General features: G+C 42.8%; 19 protein-coding genes and 1 pseudogene. 13 read left to right on the top strand and 7 right to left on the bottom strand.

The window, feature by feature from the left end; translation table 11 throughout:
* Together D7Y06_RS06430 and D7Y06_RS06435 are read left to right on the top strand one after the other, a co-directional pair.
* Positions 1 to 1,089, top strand: a complete 1,089-nt coding sequence (locus D7Y06_RS06430) for a sugar kinase (RefSeq protein WP_120406997.1) — start codon at positions 1 to 3, stop codon at positions 1,087 to 1,089.
* A gap of 244 nt (positions 1,090 to 1,333) precedes the next feature.
* Positions 1,334 to 2,326, top strand: coding sequence for a glycosyltransferase family 2 protein (locus D7Y06_RS06435; RefSeq protein ID WP_158591282.1), 993 nt, complete (start codon positions 1,334 to 1,336; stop codon positions 2,324 to 2,326).
* A gap of 5 nt (positions 2,327 to 2,331) precedes the next feature.
* On the opposite strand, the gene D7Y06_RS06440 is transcribed toward D7Y06_RS06435, so the two are convergent.
* On the bottom strand, positions 2,332 to 2,643 hold the full coding sequence (locus D7Y06_RS06440; protein WP_120406999.1) for a helix-turn-helix domain-containing protein: 312 nt from the start codon (positions 2,641 to 2,643) through the stop codon (positions 2,332 to 2,334).
* A gap of 91 nt (positions 2,644 to 2,734) precedes the next feature.
* On the opposite strand from D7Y06_RS06440, the gene D7Y06_RS06445 reads away from it, so the two are divergent.
* Genes D7Y06_RS06445 through D7Y06_RS06455 form a run of 3 tightly spaced genes read left to right on the top strand, consistent with a single transcriptional unit; the run spans position 2,735 to position 5,454 of the window.
* Complete coding sequence (locus tag D7Y06_RS06445) at positions 2,735 to 4,261, top strand: hypothetical protein (RefSeq protein ID WP_120407000.1); 1,527 nt, start codon at positions 2,735 to 2,737, stop codon at positions 4,259 to 4,261.
* 12 nt (positions 4,262 to 4,273) lie between these two features.
* Positions 4,274 to 5,041: a HesA/MoeB/ThiF family protein gene (locus tag D7Y06_RS06450; RefSeq protein ID WP_120407001.1), complete on the top strand. Its 768-nt coding sequence runs from the start codon at positions 4,274 to 4,276 to the stop codon at positions 5,039 to 5,041.
* Positions 5,038 to 5,454 (top strand): M67 family metallopeptidase, encoded by a 417-nt coding sequence (locus D7Y06_RS06455; protein ID WP_120407002.1) that lies wholly within the window; start codon positions 5,038 to 5,040, stop codon positions 5,452 to 5,454. Before D7Y06_RS06450 ends, D7Y06_RS06455 begins: the two co-directional genes overlap by 4 nt.
* Before the next feature lie 47 nt (positions 5,455 to 5,501).
* Here D7Y06_RS06455 and D7Y06_RS06460 read toward each other — a convergent pair whose 3' ends face one another.
* On the bottom strand, positions 5,502 to 7,295 hold the full coding sequence (locus D7Y06_RS06460; RefSeq protein WP_120407003.1) for a methyl-accepting chemotaxis protein: 1,794 nt from the start codon (positions 7,293 to 7,295) through the stop codon (positions 5,502 to 5,504).
* Positions 7,296 to 7,452: 157 nt separating this feature from the next.
* On the opposite strand from D7Y06_RS06460, the gene D7Y06_RS06465 reads away from it, so the two are divergent.
* Entirely contained in the window at positions 7,453 to 7,941 is a 489-nt protein-coding gene (locus D7Y06_RS06465; protein WP_120407004.1) for a superoxide dismutase family protein, read from the top strand.
* Here D7Y06_RS06465 and D7Y06_RS06470 read toward each other — a convergent pair.
* The 5 genes and pseudogenes from D7Y06_RS06470 to D7Y06_RS06490 all read right to left on the bottom strand — a co-directional run bounded on the left by D7Y06_RS06470 (position 7,938) and on the right by D7Y06_RS06490 (position 10,863).
* Positions 7,938 to 8,813 carry an alpha/beta hydrolase gene (locus D7Y06_RS06470; protein WP_243119136.1) on the bottom strand — a complete coding sequence of 292 codons (876 nt, stop codon included), beginning with the start codon at positions 8,811 to 8,813 and terminating at the stop codon, positions 7,938 to 7,940. The two genes, D7Y06_RS06465 and D7Y06_RS06470, sit on opposite strands and share 4 nt — an antisense overlap.
* A gap of 96 nt (positions 8,814 to 8,909) precedes the next feature.
* Entirely contained in the window at positions 8,910 to 9,200 is a 291-nt protein-coding gene (locus D7Y06_RS06475) for a hypothetical protein (RefSeq protein WP_120407006.1), read from the bottom strand.
* Entirely contained in the window at positions 9,197 to 9,574 is a 378-nt protein-coding gene (locus D7Y06_RS06480; RefSeq protein ID WP_158591284.1) for a hypothetical protein, read from the bottom strand. The genes D7Y06_RS06475 and D7Y06_RS06480 overlap by 4 nt, the downstream gene beginning before the upstream one ends.
* A gap of 40 nt (positions 9,575 to 9,614) precedes the next feature.
* A pseudogene (locus D7Y06_RS06485) lies at positions 9,615 to 10,220 on the bottom strand (ABC transporter ATP-binding protein).
* 58 nt (positions 10,221 to 10,278) lie between these two features.
* Entirely contained in the window at positions 10,279 to 10,863 is a 585-nt protein-coding gene (locus D7Y06_RS06490) for a TetR/AcrR family transcriptional regulator (protein ID WP_120407008.1), read from the bottom strand.
* 136 nt (positions 10,864 to 10,999) lie between these two features.
* Here D7Y06_RS06490 and D7Y06_RS27910 point away from each other — a divergent pair, with 136 nt between their 5' ends.
* From D7Y06_RS27910 to nifU, 7 genes are all read left to right on the top strand, one after another.
* Entirely contained in the window at positions 11,000 to 11,338 is a 339-nt protein-coding gene (locus D7Y06_RS27910; RefSeq protein WP_199714650.1) for a hypothetical protein, read from the top strand.
* A 26-nt stretch (positions 11,339 to 11,364) separates the two neighbouring features.
* A complete protein-coding gene (locus D7Y06_RS06500; protein WP_442970390.1) occupies positions 11,365 to 11,589 on the top strand; it encodes a hypothetical protein in 225 nt (74 codons plus the stop codon).
* Positions 11,590 to 12,303 carry a M48 family metallopeptidase gene (locus tag D7Y06_RS06505; RefSeq protein WP_243119138.1) on the top strand — a complete coding sequence of 238 codons (714 nt, stop codon included), beginning with the start codon at positions 11,590 to 11,592 and terminating at the stop codon, positions 12,301 to 12,303.
* A 173-nt stretch (positions 12,304 to 12,476) separates the two neighbouring features.
* Positions 12,477 to 12,779, top strand: coding sequence for a BlaI/MecI/CopY family transcriptional regulator (locus tag D7Y06_RS06510; RefSeq protein ID WP_120407009.1), 303 nt, complete (start codon positions 12,477 to 12,479; stop codon positions 12,777 to 12,779).
* The gene (locus D7Y06_RS06515; RefSeq protein ID WP_120407010.1) at positions 12,780 to 13,781 is read left to right on the top strand and encodes a M56 family metallopeptidase; all 1,002 of its coding nucleotides are present in this window, start codon (positions 12,780 to 12,782) and stop codon (positions 13,779 to 13,781) included.
* Between the two features lie 228 nt (positions 13,782 to 14,009).
* Positions 14,010 to 15,233 carry a cysteine desulfurase NifS gene (nifS, locus tag D7Y06_RS06525; RefSeq protein ID WP_120407011.1) on the top strand — a complete coding sequence of 408 codons (1,224 nt, stop codon included), beginning with the start codon at positions 14,010 to 14,012 and terminating at the stop codon, positions 15,231 to 15,233.
* Positions 15,223 to 15,660 (top strand): Fe-S cluster assembly scaffold protein NifU, encoded by a 438-nt coding sequence (gene nifU, locus D7Y06_RS06530; RefSeq protein WP_120407012.1) that lies wholly within the window; start codon positions 15,223 to 15,225, stop codon positions 15,658 to 15,660. The genes nifS and nifU overlap by 11 nt, the downstream gene beginning before the upstream one ends.
* Positions 15,661 to 15,896: the final 236 nt, after the last annotated feature.

Below are 15,896 nucleotides of genomic sequence, written 5' to 3' on the forward strand. Positions count from 1 at the left end.
ATGGAACATTGCAATCCTATTACGAAAGGGGCAGCAGCAGACCACAGATTTATAACCATCGGTGAGATTATGCTGCGCCTCACGCCGCCAAGTTATGAGAAAATCAGAATGGCATCCACCTTTGAGGCAAGTTATGGGGGAAGCGAGGCCAATATAGCCCTGGCTCTTGCCAATCTGGGGGTGGACAGCACATTTTTCAGCGTGGTGCCCAATAACAGCCTGGGAAAAAGTGCGGTGCGCATGTTAAGAAGCAATGACGTGCATTGCACCCCTATGATTTTAAGTACCAGGGAGGAGACGCCAACCCACCGTCTTGGGAGTTACTACTTGGAAACAGGATACGGAATACGGCCCAGCAAAGTGATTTATGACAGAAAGAACAGCGCATTTGCAGAGTATGATTACAGCAATGTGGATTTGAATCAGCTCCTGGAGGGATTCACCTGGCTGCATTTAAGCGGAATTACCCCGGCACTGTCCAAAAACTGCAGGAAGCTTACGATGGATTGTTTAAAGACGGCGAAGGAAAAGGGGATTACCGTGAGCTTTGACGGTAATTTTAGAAGTCTGTTGTGGAGCTGGGAGGAGGCCAGGGATTTCTGTACGGAATGTCTTCCCTATGTGGACGTGCTTTTAGGCATTGAGCCTTACCATATCTGGAGGGATGAAAATAATCACGGCATGGGGGATGTAAAGGATCATATTCCTCTGCAGCCAAGCTATGAGCAGCAGGATGAGGTGTTTCAGGAATTTGTGAGCCGATACCCAAATCTCAAATGTATTGCCCGCCATGTGCGCTATGCCCACAGCGGCAGCGAAAACAGTCTGAAAGCTTACCTCTGGTATGAAAACCATACCTTTGAGAGCAAACTTTTTACCTTTAATATTTTAGACAGGGTAGGAGGCGGGGACGCCTTTGCCAGCGGGCTAATCTATGCTATGATGCACGGCTATAAACCAATGGATATGGTTAATTTTGCAGTTGCCAGCAGCGCTATTAAGCACACGATCCGGGGGGATGCAAATATAACAGATGATGTGGGCAGCATCCGAAACCTTATGAATATGAATTACGATATCAAACGTTAGTACAACGAATACTAAATTTCTTAATAGATGATATTCCTTTCGGCAGCGTGTCATTTGTGGGTAAATACAGTCAGATTCTGAAAAATTCAGAGCCTGGCTGTTTTTTTATACAAAAAATTATGTGAATATGCTATAAAAACACTTAAAGTTGATAAAACAACAAAATAGTACACTAATAGTTGACAAAAAGGAGAATATTTTTATAATGTACAGAGATTGAATAATGAAGATGGAGGAGATATGCGTGAAAAAAATCTCTGTTATTATGCCGGCCTATAACGTGCAGCCTTATATCGGCAGGTGTTTAAAGTCATTGGAAGCCCAGTGCTTTAAAGATTTTGAGGTTATTGTAGTCAACGATGGGAGTACGGATGGAACGGAAGAAATTATTTTGAATTATATGTCGGATTCCAGTCTTGATATAAAATACATATATCAGAAAAATGCAGGGCAGGGGTATGCAAGGAATGAGGCTATGGCTATGGCCCAGGGAGAGTATATAGCGTTTATCGACAGTGACGACTATGTGGATTCGGATTATTTACAGGAACTTTTGTTGTGCGCCGAAAGAAATGCTTCAGACATGGTATCCTGCGGATACCGCTTAATAGATGAAGCCGGACGGGTTTTAAGCGAATGTGACGTTTCTCCTTTTGCCCGGGAGAGCGGTTACGGCAGGCCGGGGATATTTGTAGTTTGGGGCAGGCTGTTCCGCCGGAGTTTTTTAACAGAAAACCAGATTATTTTCGCAGAAGGAAAAATTTATGAGGACGTGCCTTTTGTCATCTATGCAAAATTTAAGGCCAATCAGGTGAGAAGCATTTCCTATATTGGATATAATTACTGCAGGCAAAAGAACAGCACTATGGCAAAAAGCAGGGTAGAAAGCAGCAGATTTCCCATGAAAGAATTTGACAGCGCATTAAGCCGTCTTTTGGAGGAAGAAATAAAAAATGTCCGGGAATTAGAGTTTGATGTGTTAAGTTTTTTCGCAGGGTTTCTGTTCTTATACTGTGGGAAAGCCAAGAAGAAAGAAGTATATTATTTGTGTGAATTTGCACTGAGGGAACTGAAACACTATTTTCCGAAATATTATAAAAACCCCTATGTGGGAATTTTTAAATCGAAGGAGCTTCCTTTTATCAACAGGCTTTGTATTAAAATTTTTGTGGTGACAAGCAGGCTGCCATTCTTTCAAAGTCTCGTGTATCTTGTCACCAGGGTGACACAGGGATAGACTCTTTACCCGTTATCGTTAGTGAAAGGATGGGAGCGGTGTTTCATGGCCTGTACCAGTTGGTAGAGGGCTTCTTTTTCCTCGAAACTCAAACCGGAAAGGTCCAATTCTGTTTTCTTTTCTACACCCAGCAGATAATCTGTGGTTACGTGAAAAATATTTGAAAGGCCAATCAGTACGTCATAGGAAGGGAGACGTGCTCCTGTTTCATAAGCACTGATTACCGATTTTGTAATATTTAACCGGCTTGCCAGGTCTTTCTGGGTAAGGGAATTTGAAATTCTAAGTGTTTTTAATCTGTTTCCAAAGTCAACCATAAGTAACCTCCTCTTTTCAATCTTACTATAATAGAATAAGACATTAGGTGGAAAAAGAACGCTTTTAGTGGATTAAAATGAGGGAATAGGTATGGTAAATATGAAAAGAATTTTTAAATGTACAGGGAAAATCGTGGTTGGACTATTCGGATGCATCACTGCAATGCAGTTTCTCTTTTCTGTTTTTGAGACAAGTAAGATAAGCATATCGGAAGTCGTCAGTTATCACAGGGATTTTCCTGTAATACACTTGCTGTTTCTGGCAGGCATCTGCGCTGCTTTTACATTTTGCAGTGCAGGTGGTTTTAAAATGCGAAAGGGGACATTGTATGGAATTTTTCTGGCCTTTATGCTGTTATGGGTATGGATGACACGTCTTTACCCAAAGGCGGACCAGTTTATTATTATGGACAGGTGCAAAAATATTGCCGGGAAGAATTATCAGGATTTTCTGCCGGGAGGATATCTTTATAATCAGCCCCACCAGATTTTTCTGGCATATTTTAGCACCTTGTTATATTCAATTTTTGGAGAAAAATACGTCTTTGTTTTCCAGGGGCTGAATTGCCTGGCGGTTTTGGGTATTTATGAGGTGCTTTCAAAATTTTACAGGCGTCTGAGTGCCAAATGTTCCGGGAATCTGTTTTTGGTACTGTCTTTTCTGTTTTTCCCTCTGCTTTTTTATGTTACCTTTGTCTACGGCACATTAATTGGGCTGTTTTTTGCGCTGGGGGCGGTGGAAAATTGCATCACTTATTTGGAAAAGGGAAATGTGCGGCATATTTTATCTGCTGTGTCATTGATTTTGCTGGCCCGCCTGTTTAAAACAAATTACCTGATTTTTTTTCTGGGAATAGTTTTTGTTTTACTCTATGATTTTGTACTTTGTGGGAAAAAGGCCCATATTGCATTTGTCTGTGGGCTGTTATGTTCTATGGTTTTGTGTAATTATTCCATTACAGTCTTTACGGAAAAATTGACAGGCATTCATTCAAAAGGAGGGATGCCGGGGGAGTTATTTGTGATGATGGGGCTTTCAGAAGGGGAAAGCGGGCCGGGGTGGTGGAACGGTTTCCATGAACTTGTTTTTATGAATATGGATTTTGACGTGCAGGAATCGAAAAAGGCAGCCGGAAAGATTATCCGGGAACAGTTGGAGAAGATTCGGAAAAATCCCTTCTATGGAGCAGAATTTTTTCTGAAAAAAACTTTATCCCAGTGGAGCGAACCAACCTATGAAAGTCTTTGGATACAGCAGCAGCGGGAGTCCGCAGGAAAGATGGCCTGGGTTTCGGACAGGCTGGTAAAAGGGGGAGGACGTTTATCCCAAATCTATATTTTATACTGTGATTTGTTTCAGAGCTTTTTGTATTTTGGTATACTTTTATATGTAATATTCTGTCATAAAAAAATTTCCTCCGGCGAACTTTTTCTTCCTGTAATATTTATAGGAGGTTTCCTTTTCCAATTTTTTTGGGAGGCAAAAGGACAATATACCCTGCCCTACTGCGTGGCGCTGCTGCCTTATGGTGTGTGCGGTTATGAAAAATTAGCGGCAAAATTGCAGGAAGTTCTTGAAAGATGGAAGGGGGAAAGCTATAATAAAACATTAGAGTGAAGGAGGGGGACAATGACAGAAGAGCAGAGGATGCGGTATGCCAGACATATCGCATTAAAAGAGGTGGGAGAGGAAGGTCAGGAAAAACTTCTCAGGGGCAAAGTTCTGCTTATCGGGGCCGGAGGGCTGGGAAGTTCCGCAGCGCTGTATCTTTCCGCAGCAGGGGTGGGAACCATTGGAATTGCAGATGGGGACACTGTGGATATTTCCAATCTCCAGAGACAGATTATCCACGGTACAGGTGATATTGGCAGGGAAAAAACGGAGTCGGCAAAAGAAAAAATCCATGCCATTAACCCGGAGGTAACTGTCAGGACATATTCTATGCCTGTCACAGAGGAAAATATATGTGAGCTTATTCTTGCATATGACTTTGTCATAGATGCCACAGACAACTTCCCTTCTAAATTTTTGATTAATGATGCCTGTGTTTTAGGGGAAAAGCCATTTTCCCATGGAGGAATTTTAGGGTTCGGGGGACAGACCATGACCTATGTGCCGGGGAAGGGCCCCTGTTACCGCTGCATTTTTAAAAACCCGCCTCCAAAAGAGTCTGTTGTAACCTGCAAAGAGGTTGGAATTATTGGGGCAATGTGCGGAGTCATAGGAAGTCTGCAGGCTATGGAGGCTATAAAATATTTTACGGGGGCCGGAGAATTGCTCACCGGGAAACTGTTAAGCTTTAACGCCTTAAAGATGGAGTTTCATACAGCAAAATTTCCCAAAAGGGACGATTCCTGCCCGGTTTGCGGAAAAAATCCAGCAGGACAAAAAGTATGATCTATATAAGGTATAAGGAATACTGTGCTATTTTGGATTACTGTAAGTCTCAGCTTCCTATAGAAGCATGCGGACTTTTAGGGGGGAAAAAAGAAGAGGGGAACTGCTATGTAGAAAAAGTTTATTTTCTATCAAACGTTGAAAAGAGCCGGAACCACTTTTCTATGATTCCCAGGGAACAATTTCAAGCGGCAAAGGATATGCGAAGGGATGGGCATGAGCTTTTGGGAAATTTCCATTCCCATCCCTGTGGGAAACCATGGCCATCCCGGGAAGACAAGCGCCTGGCATGTGATACCAATCTGATTTATTTCATCATTTCCCTTATGGAAAGAGAGAACCCCCAGTTAAAAGCATATACCTATGATCAGAAAAAAAATGCAATCTGTGAGGAGTTTAAGGTTATTAAATAAGGAGCGCATCAAAGGGGATGCACTCCTTTTCTTTTGGAATAGGAATGTTATACCTGAAATTTGTTTACATTTTCTATGAGGATGCTGACCTGGCTGTCCAGCTCGTTTACAATGTTGCTGGAATTTTCCACAATCTTAGACAATTCCATGGCCATGGCGGAGGATTCTTCTGCAACTGCCGCATTGTCCTGGGCAAGGCCGTTTAAGAAGGATAAAGCGTCTGTTACGTTTGCCCTCTGGTTTTCTATCGAATGGGTCATAGTATCCACAGATTCCACGGAATTGACACAGTTATTTAAGCGCGCATACAAATTTTCAAAGGACTGTTTCGTATTGGTCAATGTGGTGTCCTGCTCTTCCACAGAATTATTGATTTCCTTCATAATGTTCACAGATTTCTTTGAATTTTCAATCAGGTCGTTTACCACATTGCGGATTTCATTTACGGCGTTGGAGGACTGGCTTGCAAGGCTTGAGATTTCATCAGCCACAACGGCAAAGCCCCTGCCGGATTCCCCTGCCCGGGCAGCCTCGATGCTGGCATTTAATGCCAAAAGGTTTGTCTGGCTGGAAATCTCGTCAATGAGATGGGCGGCATTGCTGATAGATTCCACAGAGTGCTGGGTATTGGTTGTCTGCTCAGCCATAACAGCGATATTATTTCTTGTGTGGTTATTCACATCAATAAGGTTTGCCAGGGTATGCATGGATTCTTCGCTGATTTCTTTCATCTCAGTGGAATCCTCATTTAAATTCCGGATTTCTGAGCCTGTCTGTTCGATATTGTTCCCCATGGTGTTCACGTCCGTTGTGGCATTGTCCGTGGATGCTGCCTGCTGGGTGATGTTGTCTGCAATGGACCCCACTGCTTCTGTCACCTGGGTGATGGAACTTCTCATGTTTATAAAGGCATCGGCAAAGTCATTCATTACCCGGTTAATATTCTGGGAAACTTCATTGATGCGGTGTATCAGGCTCCGCATATTTTTCCTTGCTATTTTAAGAGCATCGGCAGCCTGGCCAATTTCACTTCTGGAACTGATATTGACTTCGGTAGTGAAATCTCCCCGGGATAATGCGGTGGCAAATTCCTGCATCTTTTTTATTGGGATGATAATCAATTTGCTGATAATGTATGCGGCAGCCAGAGAGATGATCATGGCGCCGGCAAAGACAAGGAGCAGCTTTACCAGAGTAGAGTTGTAACTATTGTTTAAGGTTTCTTCCATACTGTCTTTGGCTATGCTGATGTCATCGATGTAGTTTCCTGTAGATACGATCCAGCCCCAAGGTTCAAAAATTTGGGAGTAGGAAATTTTCGGTGCCACTGTCACGCCGTCTGATTTGGTAAAAGAAAACTGGTTAAATCCACCTTTCTCAGGGGTTTGGCAAGTTTTTACAATCTCCTGGATAATCATAATTCCGTCAGGGTCCTTAAGTTCAAAGCGGCAGCTTCCCTCCTGGTCAACTAAAATAGGATGCATCACAAGTATGTAGTCTAAATCATCAATCCAAAAGTAACCGCTGGCATCGTCTCGATAGCGCATAATGCGGATGGTTTCTTTTGCGTCTTCTTTTGCCTGTTCCTCTGTTTTCTCACCGGATTGCGCTTTTGCATACTCGCTTTCCAGGACGGACATGGTGCTTTGTATCTGTGATTTGATTTCTGTTTTGTAGCCGTCATCCATGGCGGTTTGATATGTGTCGTATGCCCTGTGGGACAGGCTGGACAGAGAGAAGATACTGCTTCCCCCAATGGTGACACCTGTGACTACAGCCACGCCGAAACATAATTGCATGATAATCGTTCTAAGACTTTTTTTTCTGGCTTCTCGTTTCATAGATCTTCTCCTTCGCTACAAAATGACCGTATACTTTATTATAGCATAAAAATACAAAAATGAAGAATTTTTTTGAAAAGTATCTGAGAAAGTGCATAATATAAAAGAAAAGGGTAACAGGAAAGCTTGGCTTATCTGTTACTAAAGGTGGTTAATTATGAATCAAATGCCAGAGAGAATGGCCTTCTACCGGATGCTGGAAAGAGATATGCCCCAGGCAGTGGCACAGATTAACGGCAGCAGCAGAGTCGCCCCCCTCCAGGGATTTGTGCGTTTTTTTGCAGTGCCCCAGGGCGGGGTGTTAATTGAGACTAACTTAAGCGGTCTGCCCCGGGGGGAGGGAGCCCCGGAAAACAGGTTTTATGGATTTCACATTCATGAAAAGGGAGATTGTTCGGAAAACTTTACAAAAACCGGGGACCATTATAACCCGGAGGGGAGAGAACATCCCATGCATGCCGGGGATTTGATTCCCCTGATGTCAAAAGACGGCAATGCGTGGATGGTGTTTTACGATGGAAAATTAGAGATTTCCCAGATTGTGGGAAGGTCTGTGGTAGTGCACAGCATGCCGGATGATTTTACCAGCCAGCCTTCGGGAAATTCTGGGGATAAAATTGGCTGCGGCGTAATATTTGCCACTTAATCAGCCTTTTCGTTTAACAGGGAAAGGACTTTCTCACAATATTCCCGGTTGTGGTCCAGCCACATGTCGGTATGTTTGCTGTCAGGGACAGTCCAAAGTTCCTTCCGGGCGCCCCCAAGGCTGTCATAGATATCCTTTCCCATAAAATAAGGGGTTACTTCATCGGCTTCACTGTTTATCACAAGGGTGGGGATGCGGATGTTTTCTGCGGCTTTCGTGCAGTCTGCATCCCCGTAGGAAAATCCAAGTTTTATGCGGTTTACCAGGTTTCCCCAAAACATGAGGTAGGACAGGGGAAGTCCTGTATCCATCTGGCGCATCTCCTCCTCAATCATCCATTCCATACTGCTCACGGGGCAGTCCAAAATAAGGAAGCTTAGGTTATCCTGGGTATTTTCACAGGCGGCTGCCTGCACTGCCGTTGCCCCTCCGAAGGAGGTGCCCCAGATGCCAATGGTGTCTCCCAGGCCCTTTTCCCTGGCATAGGAAACACAGTCCATAAGGTCATATTTTTCCCAGTATCCAAAGGTAGTTTTTTGGGCCTTGTTCTCCCCGGAACTTCTCTGGTCGTAAGTAATTACGTTATAGCCGTTTTTCAGAAAAAATTCTGCCACGGGATAGTTTGTATATCTGTTTCCTCCAAGGCCGTGGACAAGAACCACTGTGTTTTTTGATGCTTCCGGGGAATAAATCAGATCCCCGGGGATGGTATGCCCTTCAAAAGAGGAGGGAATGGCAAGAGGTTTTATCTCGTATGTATTTTGGAAAGTTTCATAAGAAATGCCGTATTTTTCCCAAAAACTTTCTGAGACATCTTTGGTATCTTCATTTGTGACAAGTTGTGTGGATCCGTCTACCACTAAAGTTCCCATATAATAGGAGCCTCCCAAAAATAGAAACAGCAGAAGAATGACAGTGATGAACAAAATTTTTCTTAGGATTTTTTTCTTTTTCATATACATTCCTTTCTAAGCCAGCATGATTTCTTTTAAAGACAGGCCTTTTATTTCCTTTGTGTAAAAATACATAATAGATTCATATAATACCACAAACAAGGCCAAAGTGACTGCCATTGCTTTTACGTCAAATCGGTAATCCGGTACATTGGCCACATCGGCAAACACCACAGTGACAGCAATGCGCAACAGCCCGTACTGGTAGCCGGTGCCAAGGGCGAAGTCCAGGTATGCAAAAGGGCGGTACCCCCCTAACATTACATGGGAGCAGTCTTTTTCATCATAGCCGAAAATCTTCATCATGGCAATGGTTTTGCCGCCCGCAAAAGTTCCAGTGTGGGAAGTTTTAATTTCAGGTAACTGTAAAAAACGGCCAGCAGGGCAAAAAAGCAGGCGGGAAGGATTACCAGGAGAAAAAGCAGGAGAGGGGAAAATCCAATATCTATATCAGGCAGCAGCCCCTTTTCATTTTGCATTTCGTAAAATTTAGGCATCAGAAGATATGCGCAGATAAATCCCAGGGCATCATAAAAAGATTGTAAGGGCTCCATTGCCATCTGGTCTTTGATTCCCGCTAAATCCAGATTGTAGTTTAAAAACAGGGTACATATGAACACGGCGCAGAAACTTACAATTATGATTCCAATCATTTTATAAATATCTTTAAAACCAATCATCTTATCTTCCTTACCACTGGATTTCAAATGCGGATTTTTTCTATTCATTGCGGTATTCATCTATGACGTTTCCGCTGTTCATGCAGATGACAGTGTACGCCATCTGGGCAATATTTTGATTATGGGTCACCATAACCATGGTAAATCCCAGCTGTTTTTTCAGACGTACAATGTAGTCAAGGACTGACCTTCCGGTTTTCTCGTCCAGTGCCCCGGCAGGCTCGTCCAGGTATAAAATCTTTGGATTTTTTGCCAGAGCCCTGGCCACGGAAACCCTCTGTTGTTCTCCGCCGCTTAATTCGTGGGGGTATTTATTCAGCTTATTTAAAAGGCCCACGGCGTCTATAATTTCCCGGTGATTTTTATTTCCTGCCAGGTCTGCTCCCATCTTCACATTTTTGTCTACATTTAAGTTGGGAAGCAGGAAATACTGCTGAAAAATATAACCGATGTTATCTTTTCTGAATTTCGTCAGCTCTTTGTCTGTCATAGAGGTAAGGTTTGCATTGTTATAAGATACCATTCCGCCATCCGCAGGTTAAAGTCCTGATATGACATTTAAGAGGGTGGACTTTCCGGAGCCGGATGTGCCCAGGATAACCACAAAATCCCCGTCTTTTATGGAGAGGGAGATACCTTTTAACACCTGGTTTTTGCTCTCCCCGCTTCCGTAACTTTTTTTCAGATTTTCAATTTTTATCCTTTCAGATTCCTCCGTTTTTTATATGCTCTTCCATGAATAAAAGGCTTTTAAATACTTCCGTAAGCCTTTGGGAAATCTCTTCCCCGGTGTAGCTGCAAAGCCTGGTGGCGCACATGGTGGCAATGCCGTGGGTGTAGGTCCACAGATGCTGGTAGATTTTGTCTGCTGCCTGCCTGTTTAAGCCGTAGGATTCTTCTACGGAGTGCAGAATATCTTCGTAACTGGCATCGATTAAGGGCAGGATATGTTCCACAGTGGTGAGGGTGGATAAAGGGTTCATAAAAAGAAGCTGGAATAGGGCGGGCTCTTCTATGGAAAAACGGATGTAGGCTGTTCCTACGCCTTTAAAGGCAATTTCTTCTTTCAGTCCTTCTATAACATATTGCCTGTACAGTTCTTTTGCCCGGGTGATAACGTCGTTTTTCAGTTCCTCCATATTTGTATATACCGTAAAAATAGGCCGGGGGGAACTGCCCAGGCATTTTCCCAGCTCTCTGGAAGTGATTTTGTCAATACCATGTGTCCTTGCGATTTCAAAAGCAGTATCCAGAATCTCGTTTTTTGTAAATTTCGCTTTTGGGGGCATAGAAAGTCTCCTTTTTGTAAATGATGATTCCCGTTGTTTAGGGGGAAATTTGAGTGTGTTTCACACAACTTAAATCATGTGTTTTAAAACGTTTGATTTAATATAGCATATAAGGAAAAGTTCTGTCAAGATTTTTTTGATGTTTGAATCTCATTGGCATGGTGGTATACTGTATAGAGAAGAAGTTTTGCCTGACTTTATAAAAGAGGGAACTAAGATGATGAAAAAAAGTAAAAGAAAAGTCCTGGAATTGTTTGAAAGCGGTTATCCGGACAGTTTAGAGCCTGGAACTTATTCCGCTTTGGCGGAAATCCATAGATACTTATTTGAGGATATTTATGATTTCGCAGGACTTGTAAGGGATGTAAATATTGCGATAAGCAGAGAAGACGAAGCAGTATTTATCAGCAGTAGAAAAGCATTATCTGGAAGCTATTTCCACTTTGGAAGGAATTATTTTTTGTCCTATACTTGACATGAACTGAGGGAAACGGCCGTAGTATGAGGATTTGGCTTGACCTGATTTTAAAGAAGGAAATTGGAAAAGCAGGATTATCTTCTGGAATGGAGAGAAGCCCCATTAAGGATATTGAGATAAAACATCTGTTAAGGCAGGACCTTACCGACAGAGTTCATGACAGGGAATTGTACATGAAAGGCATTGACTATAGTTATTATTATGAGGGATACTCTGTTTATAAGACAGGAGAAACGCACAGGGATTAAATGGGAAATGATATGGAAGAGTTTGAGTTGGAGGGAATTACAATTTCCGTGGCAAAAAAGAAGATTAAAAATATGTATCTCCGGGTGACGCCCCCTAAGGGGGATGTGAAACTTACGGCCCCAATGGGAGTCAGCGATGACTGTATCCGGAAGTTTGCCTTGTCAAAATTGGATTGGATGAAAAAACAGCGGGAACGGTGCAAATCAGTTTCCGCCGGGACAGAGAGGGATTTTGTTACAGGGGAGAGCTGTTACCTGTGGGGGAAGAGATACATACTTGATGTTCAGAATACGGATTACGGAAGCCGGGTTTTTCTGTCAGGAGAAAATCTGGTGTTAAGAATAGGACGTGAAAGCACGAAAGAAGAGCGGGAACGGGCGTTAAACGACTTTTACCGCAGGGAGCTAAGCCGGGCAGTGCCAGGTGTCCTTAAGAAGTGTGAAAAAATTGTGGGAGTGTCGGCAAAGGAATGGCGGATTAAGAATATGCGCACAAGATGGGGAACCTGCAATATTGCAAAACAGCGGATTTGGCTGAACCTTGCCCTTGCAAAAAAGCCCCCGGAGTGTCTTTGGTATGTGGTGGTGCATGAGCTGGTGCATTTGCTGGAGCGGAATCACAATGGAGTTTTTTATGGGTATATGGATGAGTTTTATCCTGGGTGGAGAGAAGTAAAAAAGAGGTTGAATGAGACAGAAGTAAATATTCTTTGATTTTTTCCATTTTTTCGGGCATGTACCTGAAAGCTGTCTGTAAGACATGCACAAACTTGTCAGTTTTGTGGTTTGGATTTGCGTAAAGTGTATCTCTGCTCTGCTAGTGTCCTCGGCGAGGTCCGTTTTGCTTGCTGTGGGCAGAAATTTCGGGATGGGAATGCTAACGGGCTGTGTCCTTTACGGAAGTCCGCACAGAGCTGAGCAGTAAAATGGGTTGGGAAAAATCTACAATTGCAACGCTTTTGCGCAGGCTGCAAAAGAAAGGCGTTATTTCAATGGAGGAGAGAGAAATCCATTACTATGCGCCAAATATTTCTAGGGAAGAGTATGTTAAATACAGGGAAAAAAGTTTAATAAACAAATTATATGAAGGCAGCACAAAGAAATTTATTGCTGCTTTTTGTCAAAGCGGTGATCTTACAGAAGACGATATTGATGAACTAAAAATGTTTTTTCAAGGGGAGAAAGAATAAATGACTGTTGAAAAGTATTTTACAGAAATTCTTAAAATTATCCTTGCGATGACATTTACTGGCAGTATCATATCCATTTTCCTATTTGCCATAAAGCCAATTATCAAAAACAAACTGCCAAAATCATTTCAATACTGTATGTGGTTTCCAGCAATCTTAGCATTGATATTACCTGTATCCAAAGTTGTTATGATTCCAATACCCAGCACTTTAGCAACGTCAATGATATCAAGATATGATATGATTCAGAGGATTTCAGATAATGCCTTTAAAAAGCCTATACAATTTATGTCGGCTTGTCAGCTATCTGGCATATGTGGGAAATCTAAAAAAAATAATGTTACTGCAAACCAACAGGAAACAGTGTTGCTAAATCAGCTGTCAACATGTAAAAATACTCTGAAACCGTATAAAAATTCAATAGTTGCAACTCCTATTTTACTTGGTGTATTCCGTCCTGCAATTATTCTTCCAGATAAAATATATGAGGGCAGAAACCTGCAAAGTATTTTTATGCATGAAATTGAACACATAAAAAGGCATGACATTGCTGTTAAATGGCTGCTAATTTTTGCTGGTGCGTTACACTGGTTTAATCCAATGATACGTATTGTCCATGGGGAGATTAGCAAATCATGTGAGTTATCCTGTGATGAGTCTGTTATAAAAAACTTTAATGAAGAAGAAATACAGCAGTACGGGAATACATTAATTGCAGTTGCAGCCGATACAATAAGGAAGACGCCTGTTTCCATAACGATGTTTGATAACAAAAAGAATCTGAAAGAAACTTTGTGCGCTTTTGAGAAAAAGAATATCGTTGAAGCTTATGTGAATTTGGGAGAGTCAGAAGAAAGTATCACCAATGCAACGAGACTTATTATATGCCAGGATAAAAATCCCAGTCCTGAAATGAAAAGCGGGATACAGGCTGCAGGGGCAAGCTGTTCCCCAGCGGCTTCCAGGATTTCCCCACGGAATAATCTGCGGGATTTCGGATAAGTTTATACCCGCCGCTTTGAAAATTCTTTTAAGGGCACATAACTGTCCATATCTTGAGCTGCCAGATCAAGCATCAGGCGCAGGGCATATCTTCCTTTTGTTGATATCATAAAATATCCCCCTTAATATTTTTTAGTATAGCTTATCTGTTTTGGAAATGTCAACACCAATAAACCTATTGACTTGATAGGAAAATAGTGTTAGGATGTTTATGCAGGAGGAAAGAATATGGACAGATTAATTTATTTAGATAATGCGGCTACAACAAAGGTGAAGAGGGAAGTGATGGATGCCATGCTCCCCTATTTTTCAGAAAATTACGGAAACCCCTCTGCAATTTACACTTTTGCGGGCCAGGGAAAAAAGGCAGTTGATTTGGCCAGGGAACAGGCCGCAGGGCTGATTGGGGCAAAGCCGGAGGAAATATATTTTACCGCAGGGGGCAGCGAGTCGGACAACTGGGCGCTAAAAGCCGCCGCGGAGGCATATAAAGAAAAAGGGAAACATATCATCACAAGCAAAATAGAGCATCACGCCCTTTTGCACACCTGTGAATATCTGGAAAAACAGGGATTTGAAATCACCTATTTAGATGTGGATTCGGAAGGAAAAATTTCCGGGGAGAAATTAAAAGCAGCCATCCGGCCGGATACAATTTTGATTTCTATCATGATGGCAAACAATGAAATCGGAACTATAGAAGATGTGGCGGAGATTGGAAAAATTGCAAGGGAGGTGGGAGTGCCTTTCCATACCGATGCAGTGCAGTCTTACGGGCATATTCCAATTGATGTGGAGGAGATGAATATTGATATGCTCTCCGCCAGCGGCCATAAGTTTTACGGGCCAAAAGGGGTGGGGATTTTATATATCAAAAAGGGAATAAAAATCCGTTCCTTTATCCACGGAGGAACCCAGGAGAGGAACCGTCGGGCAGGAACTTTAAATGTGCCGGGAATCGTGGGCTTTGGAAAAGCGGCGGAGCTTGCAGGAAATTCCATGGAAAAGGATGTGGAGAAGATAACAGCCTTGCGGGATCATCTTATCCAAAGGGTTTTATCGGAAATTCCCTATTCCAGGTTAAACGGCCATAAAACAGACAGGCTTCCCGGAAACGCCAGTTTTTGTTTTCGGTTTATCGAAGGGGAATCCATGCTGATTCTTTTAGACCAGCTTGGTGTGTGCGCTTCCAGCGGATCCGCCTGCACTTCCGGTTCCTTAGACCCCTCCCACGTGCTTCTTGCCTTAGGGCTGCCCCATGAAATCGCCCATGGCTCTTTAAGGCTCACGCTGTCGGAGGAAACCAAAATGGAAGAGATTGATTTTGTGGCGGATGAGTTAAAGAAGATTATTGGGAGGCTTCGGGACATGTCCCCCTTATATGAGGATTTTCTGAAAAAGAAAAGTTCCGGGGCTTTTTGCGATAGATTGGAGGGATATTATGTACAGTGAAAAAGTGATGGATCATTTTAACAACCCCAGAAATGTGGGGGAACTAGATAACCCCAGCGGAGTGGGAACTGTGGGAAACGCAAAATGCGGGGATATTATGCGGATGTATTTGGACATTGACGAAAAGGGCGTAATCAGGGATGTGAAGTTTAAAACCTTTGGCTGCGGCGCAGCGGTGGCCACAAGCAGTATGGCCACGGAGCTGGTAAAAGGAAAAACGGTGGAAGAAGCCCTCACTGTCACCAACAAAGCGGTGATGGAGGCATTAGACGGACTTCCCCCGGTGAAGGTGCATTGTTCCCTTTTGGCGGAGGAGGCCATTCATGCGGCTCTTTGGGATTATGCCCAGAAAAATAATCTTGTGATTGAGGGATTGAAAGAACCCGTGGAGGATATTTCGGAGATAGAAGAGGAAGAGGAGTATTAAAAATTGCCGGGAAGAATTCAAGAAGTTACATTGAAAAACATTGCAATGTACTTGATACTGTTTAGAGCCGCAGTATCTTAAACCGCATAGGCGACAGGCAGCAGAGGGTAAAAACTCTGCTGTTTTTTGATTTAAAATGCTTTAGCGTATTTTAAAATTATTTCTTGGCGTTTTCAGGAATAGGGCGTATTATAATTATGACCGATATGGTATTTTAAGTCATAAAGGGGAGAAAA

This window comes from Roseburia sp. 1XD42-69 (assembly GCF_003612565.1).
Lineage (GTDB): Bacteria > Bacillota > Clostridia > Lachnospirales > Lachnospiraceae > Roseburia_B.

What these genes read in the sequence shown, in the direction of transcription:
- D7Y06_RS06445 (WP_120407000.1), top strand. Translation starts at nt 2,735, where the DNA reads ATGGTAAATATGAAAAGAATTTTTAAATGTACAGGGAAAATCGTGGTT.
- D7Y06_RS06500 (WP_442970390.1), top strand. Translation starts at nt 11,365, where the DNA reads ATGAGGATTTGGCTTGACCTGATTTTAAAGAAGGAAATTGGAAAAGCA.
- D7Y06_RS06480 (WP_158591284.1), bottom strand. Translation starts at nt 9,574, where the DNA reads ATGATTGGTTTTAAAGATATTTATAAAATGATTGGAATCATAATTGTA.
- D7Y06_RS06470 (WP_243119136.1), bottom strand. Translation starts at nt 8,813, where the DNA reads ATGGGAACTTTAGTGGTAGACGGATCCACACAACTTGTCACAAATGAA.
- nifU (WP_120407012.1), top strand. Translation starts at nt 15,223, where the DNA reads ATGTACAGTGAAAAAGTGATGGATCATTTTAACAACCCCAGAAATGTG.
- nifS (WP_120407011.1), top strand. Translation starts at nt 14,010, where the DNA reads ATGGACAGATTAATTTATTTAGATAATGCGGCTACAACAAAGGTGAAG.
- D7Y06_RS06450 (WP_120407001.1), top strand. Translation starts at nt 4,274, where the DNA reads ATGACAGAAGAGCAGAGGATGCGGTATGCCAGACATATCGCATTAAAA.
- D7Y06_RS06475 (WP_120407006.1), bottom strand. Translation starts at nt 9,200, where the DNA reads ATGATGAAGATTTTCGGCTATGATGAAAAAGACTGCTCCCATGTAATG.
- D7Y06_RS06490 (WP_120407008.1), bottom strand. Translation starts at nt 10,863, where the DNA reads ATGCCCCCAAAAGCGAAATTTACAAAAAACGAGATTCTGGATACTGCT.
- D7Y06_RS06515 (WP_120407010.1), top strand. Translation starts at nt 12,780, where the DNA reads ATGACTGTTGAAAAGTATTTTACAGAAATTCTTAAAATTATCCTTGCG.
- D7Y06_RS06440 (WP_120406999.1), bottom strand. Translation starts at nt 2,643, where the DNA reads ATGGTTGACTTTGGAAACAGATTAAAAACACTTAGAATTTCAAATTCC.
- D7Y06_RS06460 (WP_120407003.1), bottom strand. Translation starts at nt 7,295, where the DNA reads ATGAAACGAGAAGCCAGAAAAAAAAGTCTTAGAACGATTATCATGCAA.
- D7Y06_RS06430 (WP_120406997.1), top strand. Translation starts at nt 1, where the DNA reads ATGGAACATTGCAATCCTATTACGAAAGGGGCAGCAGCAGACCACAGA.
- D7Y06_RS06455 (WP_120407002.1), top strand. Translation starts at nt 5,038, where the DNA reads ATGATCTATATAAGGTATAAGGAATACTGTGCTATTTTGGATTACTGT.
- D7Y06_RS06505 (WP_243119138.1), top strand. Translation starts at nt 11,590, where the DNA reads ATGGGAAATGATATGGAAGAGTTTGAGTTGGAGGGAATTACAATTTCC.
- D7Y06_RS06465 (WP_120407004.1), top strand. Translation starts at nt 7,453, where the DNA reads ATGAATCAAATGCCAGAGAGAATGGCCTTCTACCGGATGCTGGAAAGA.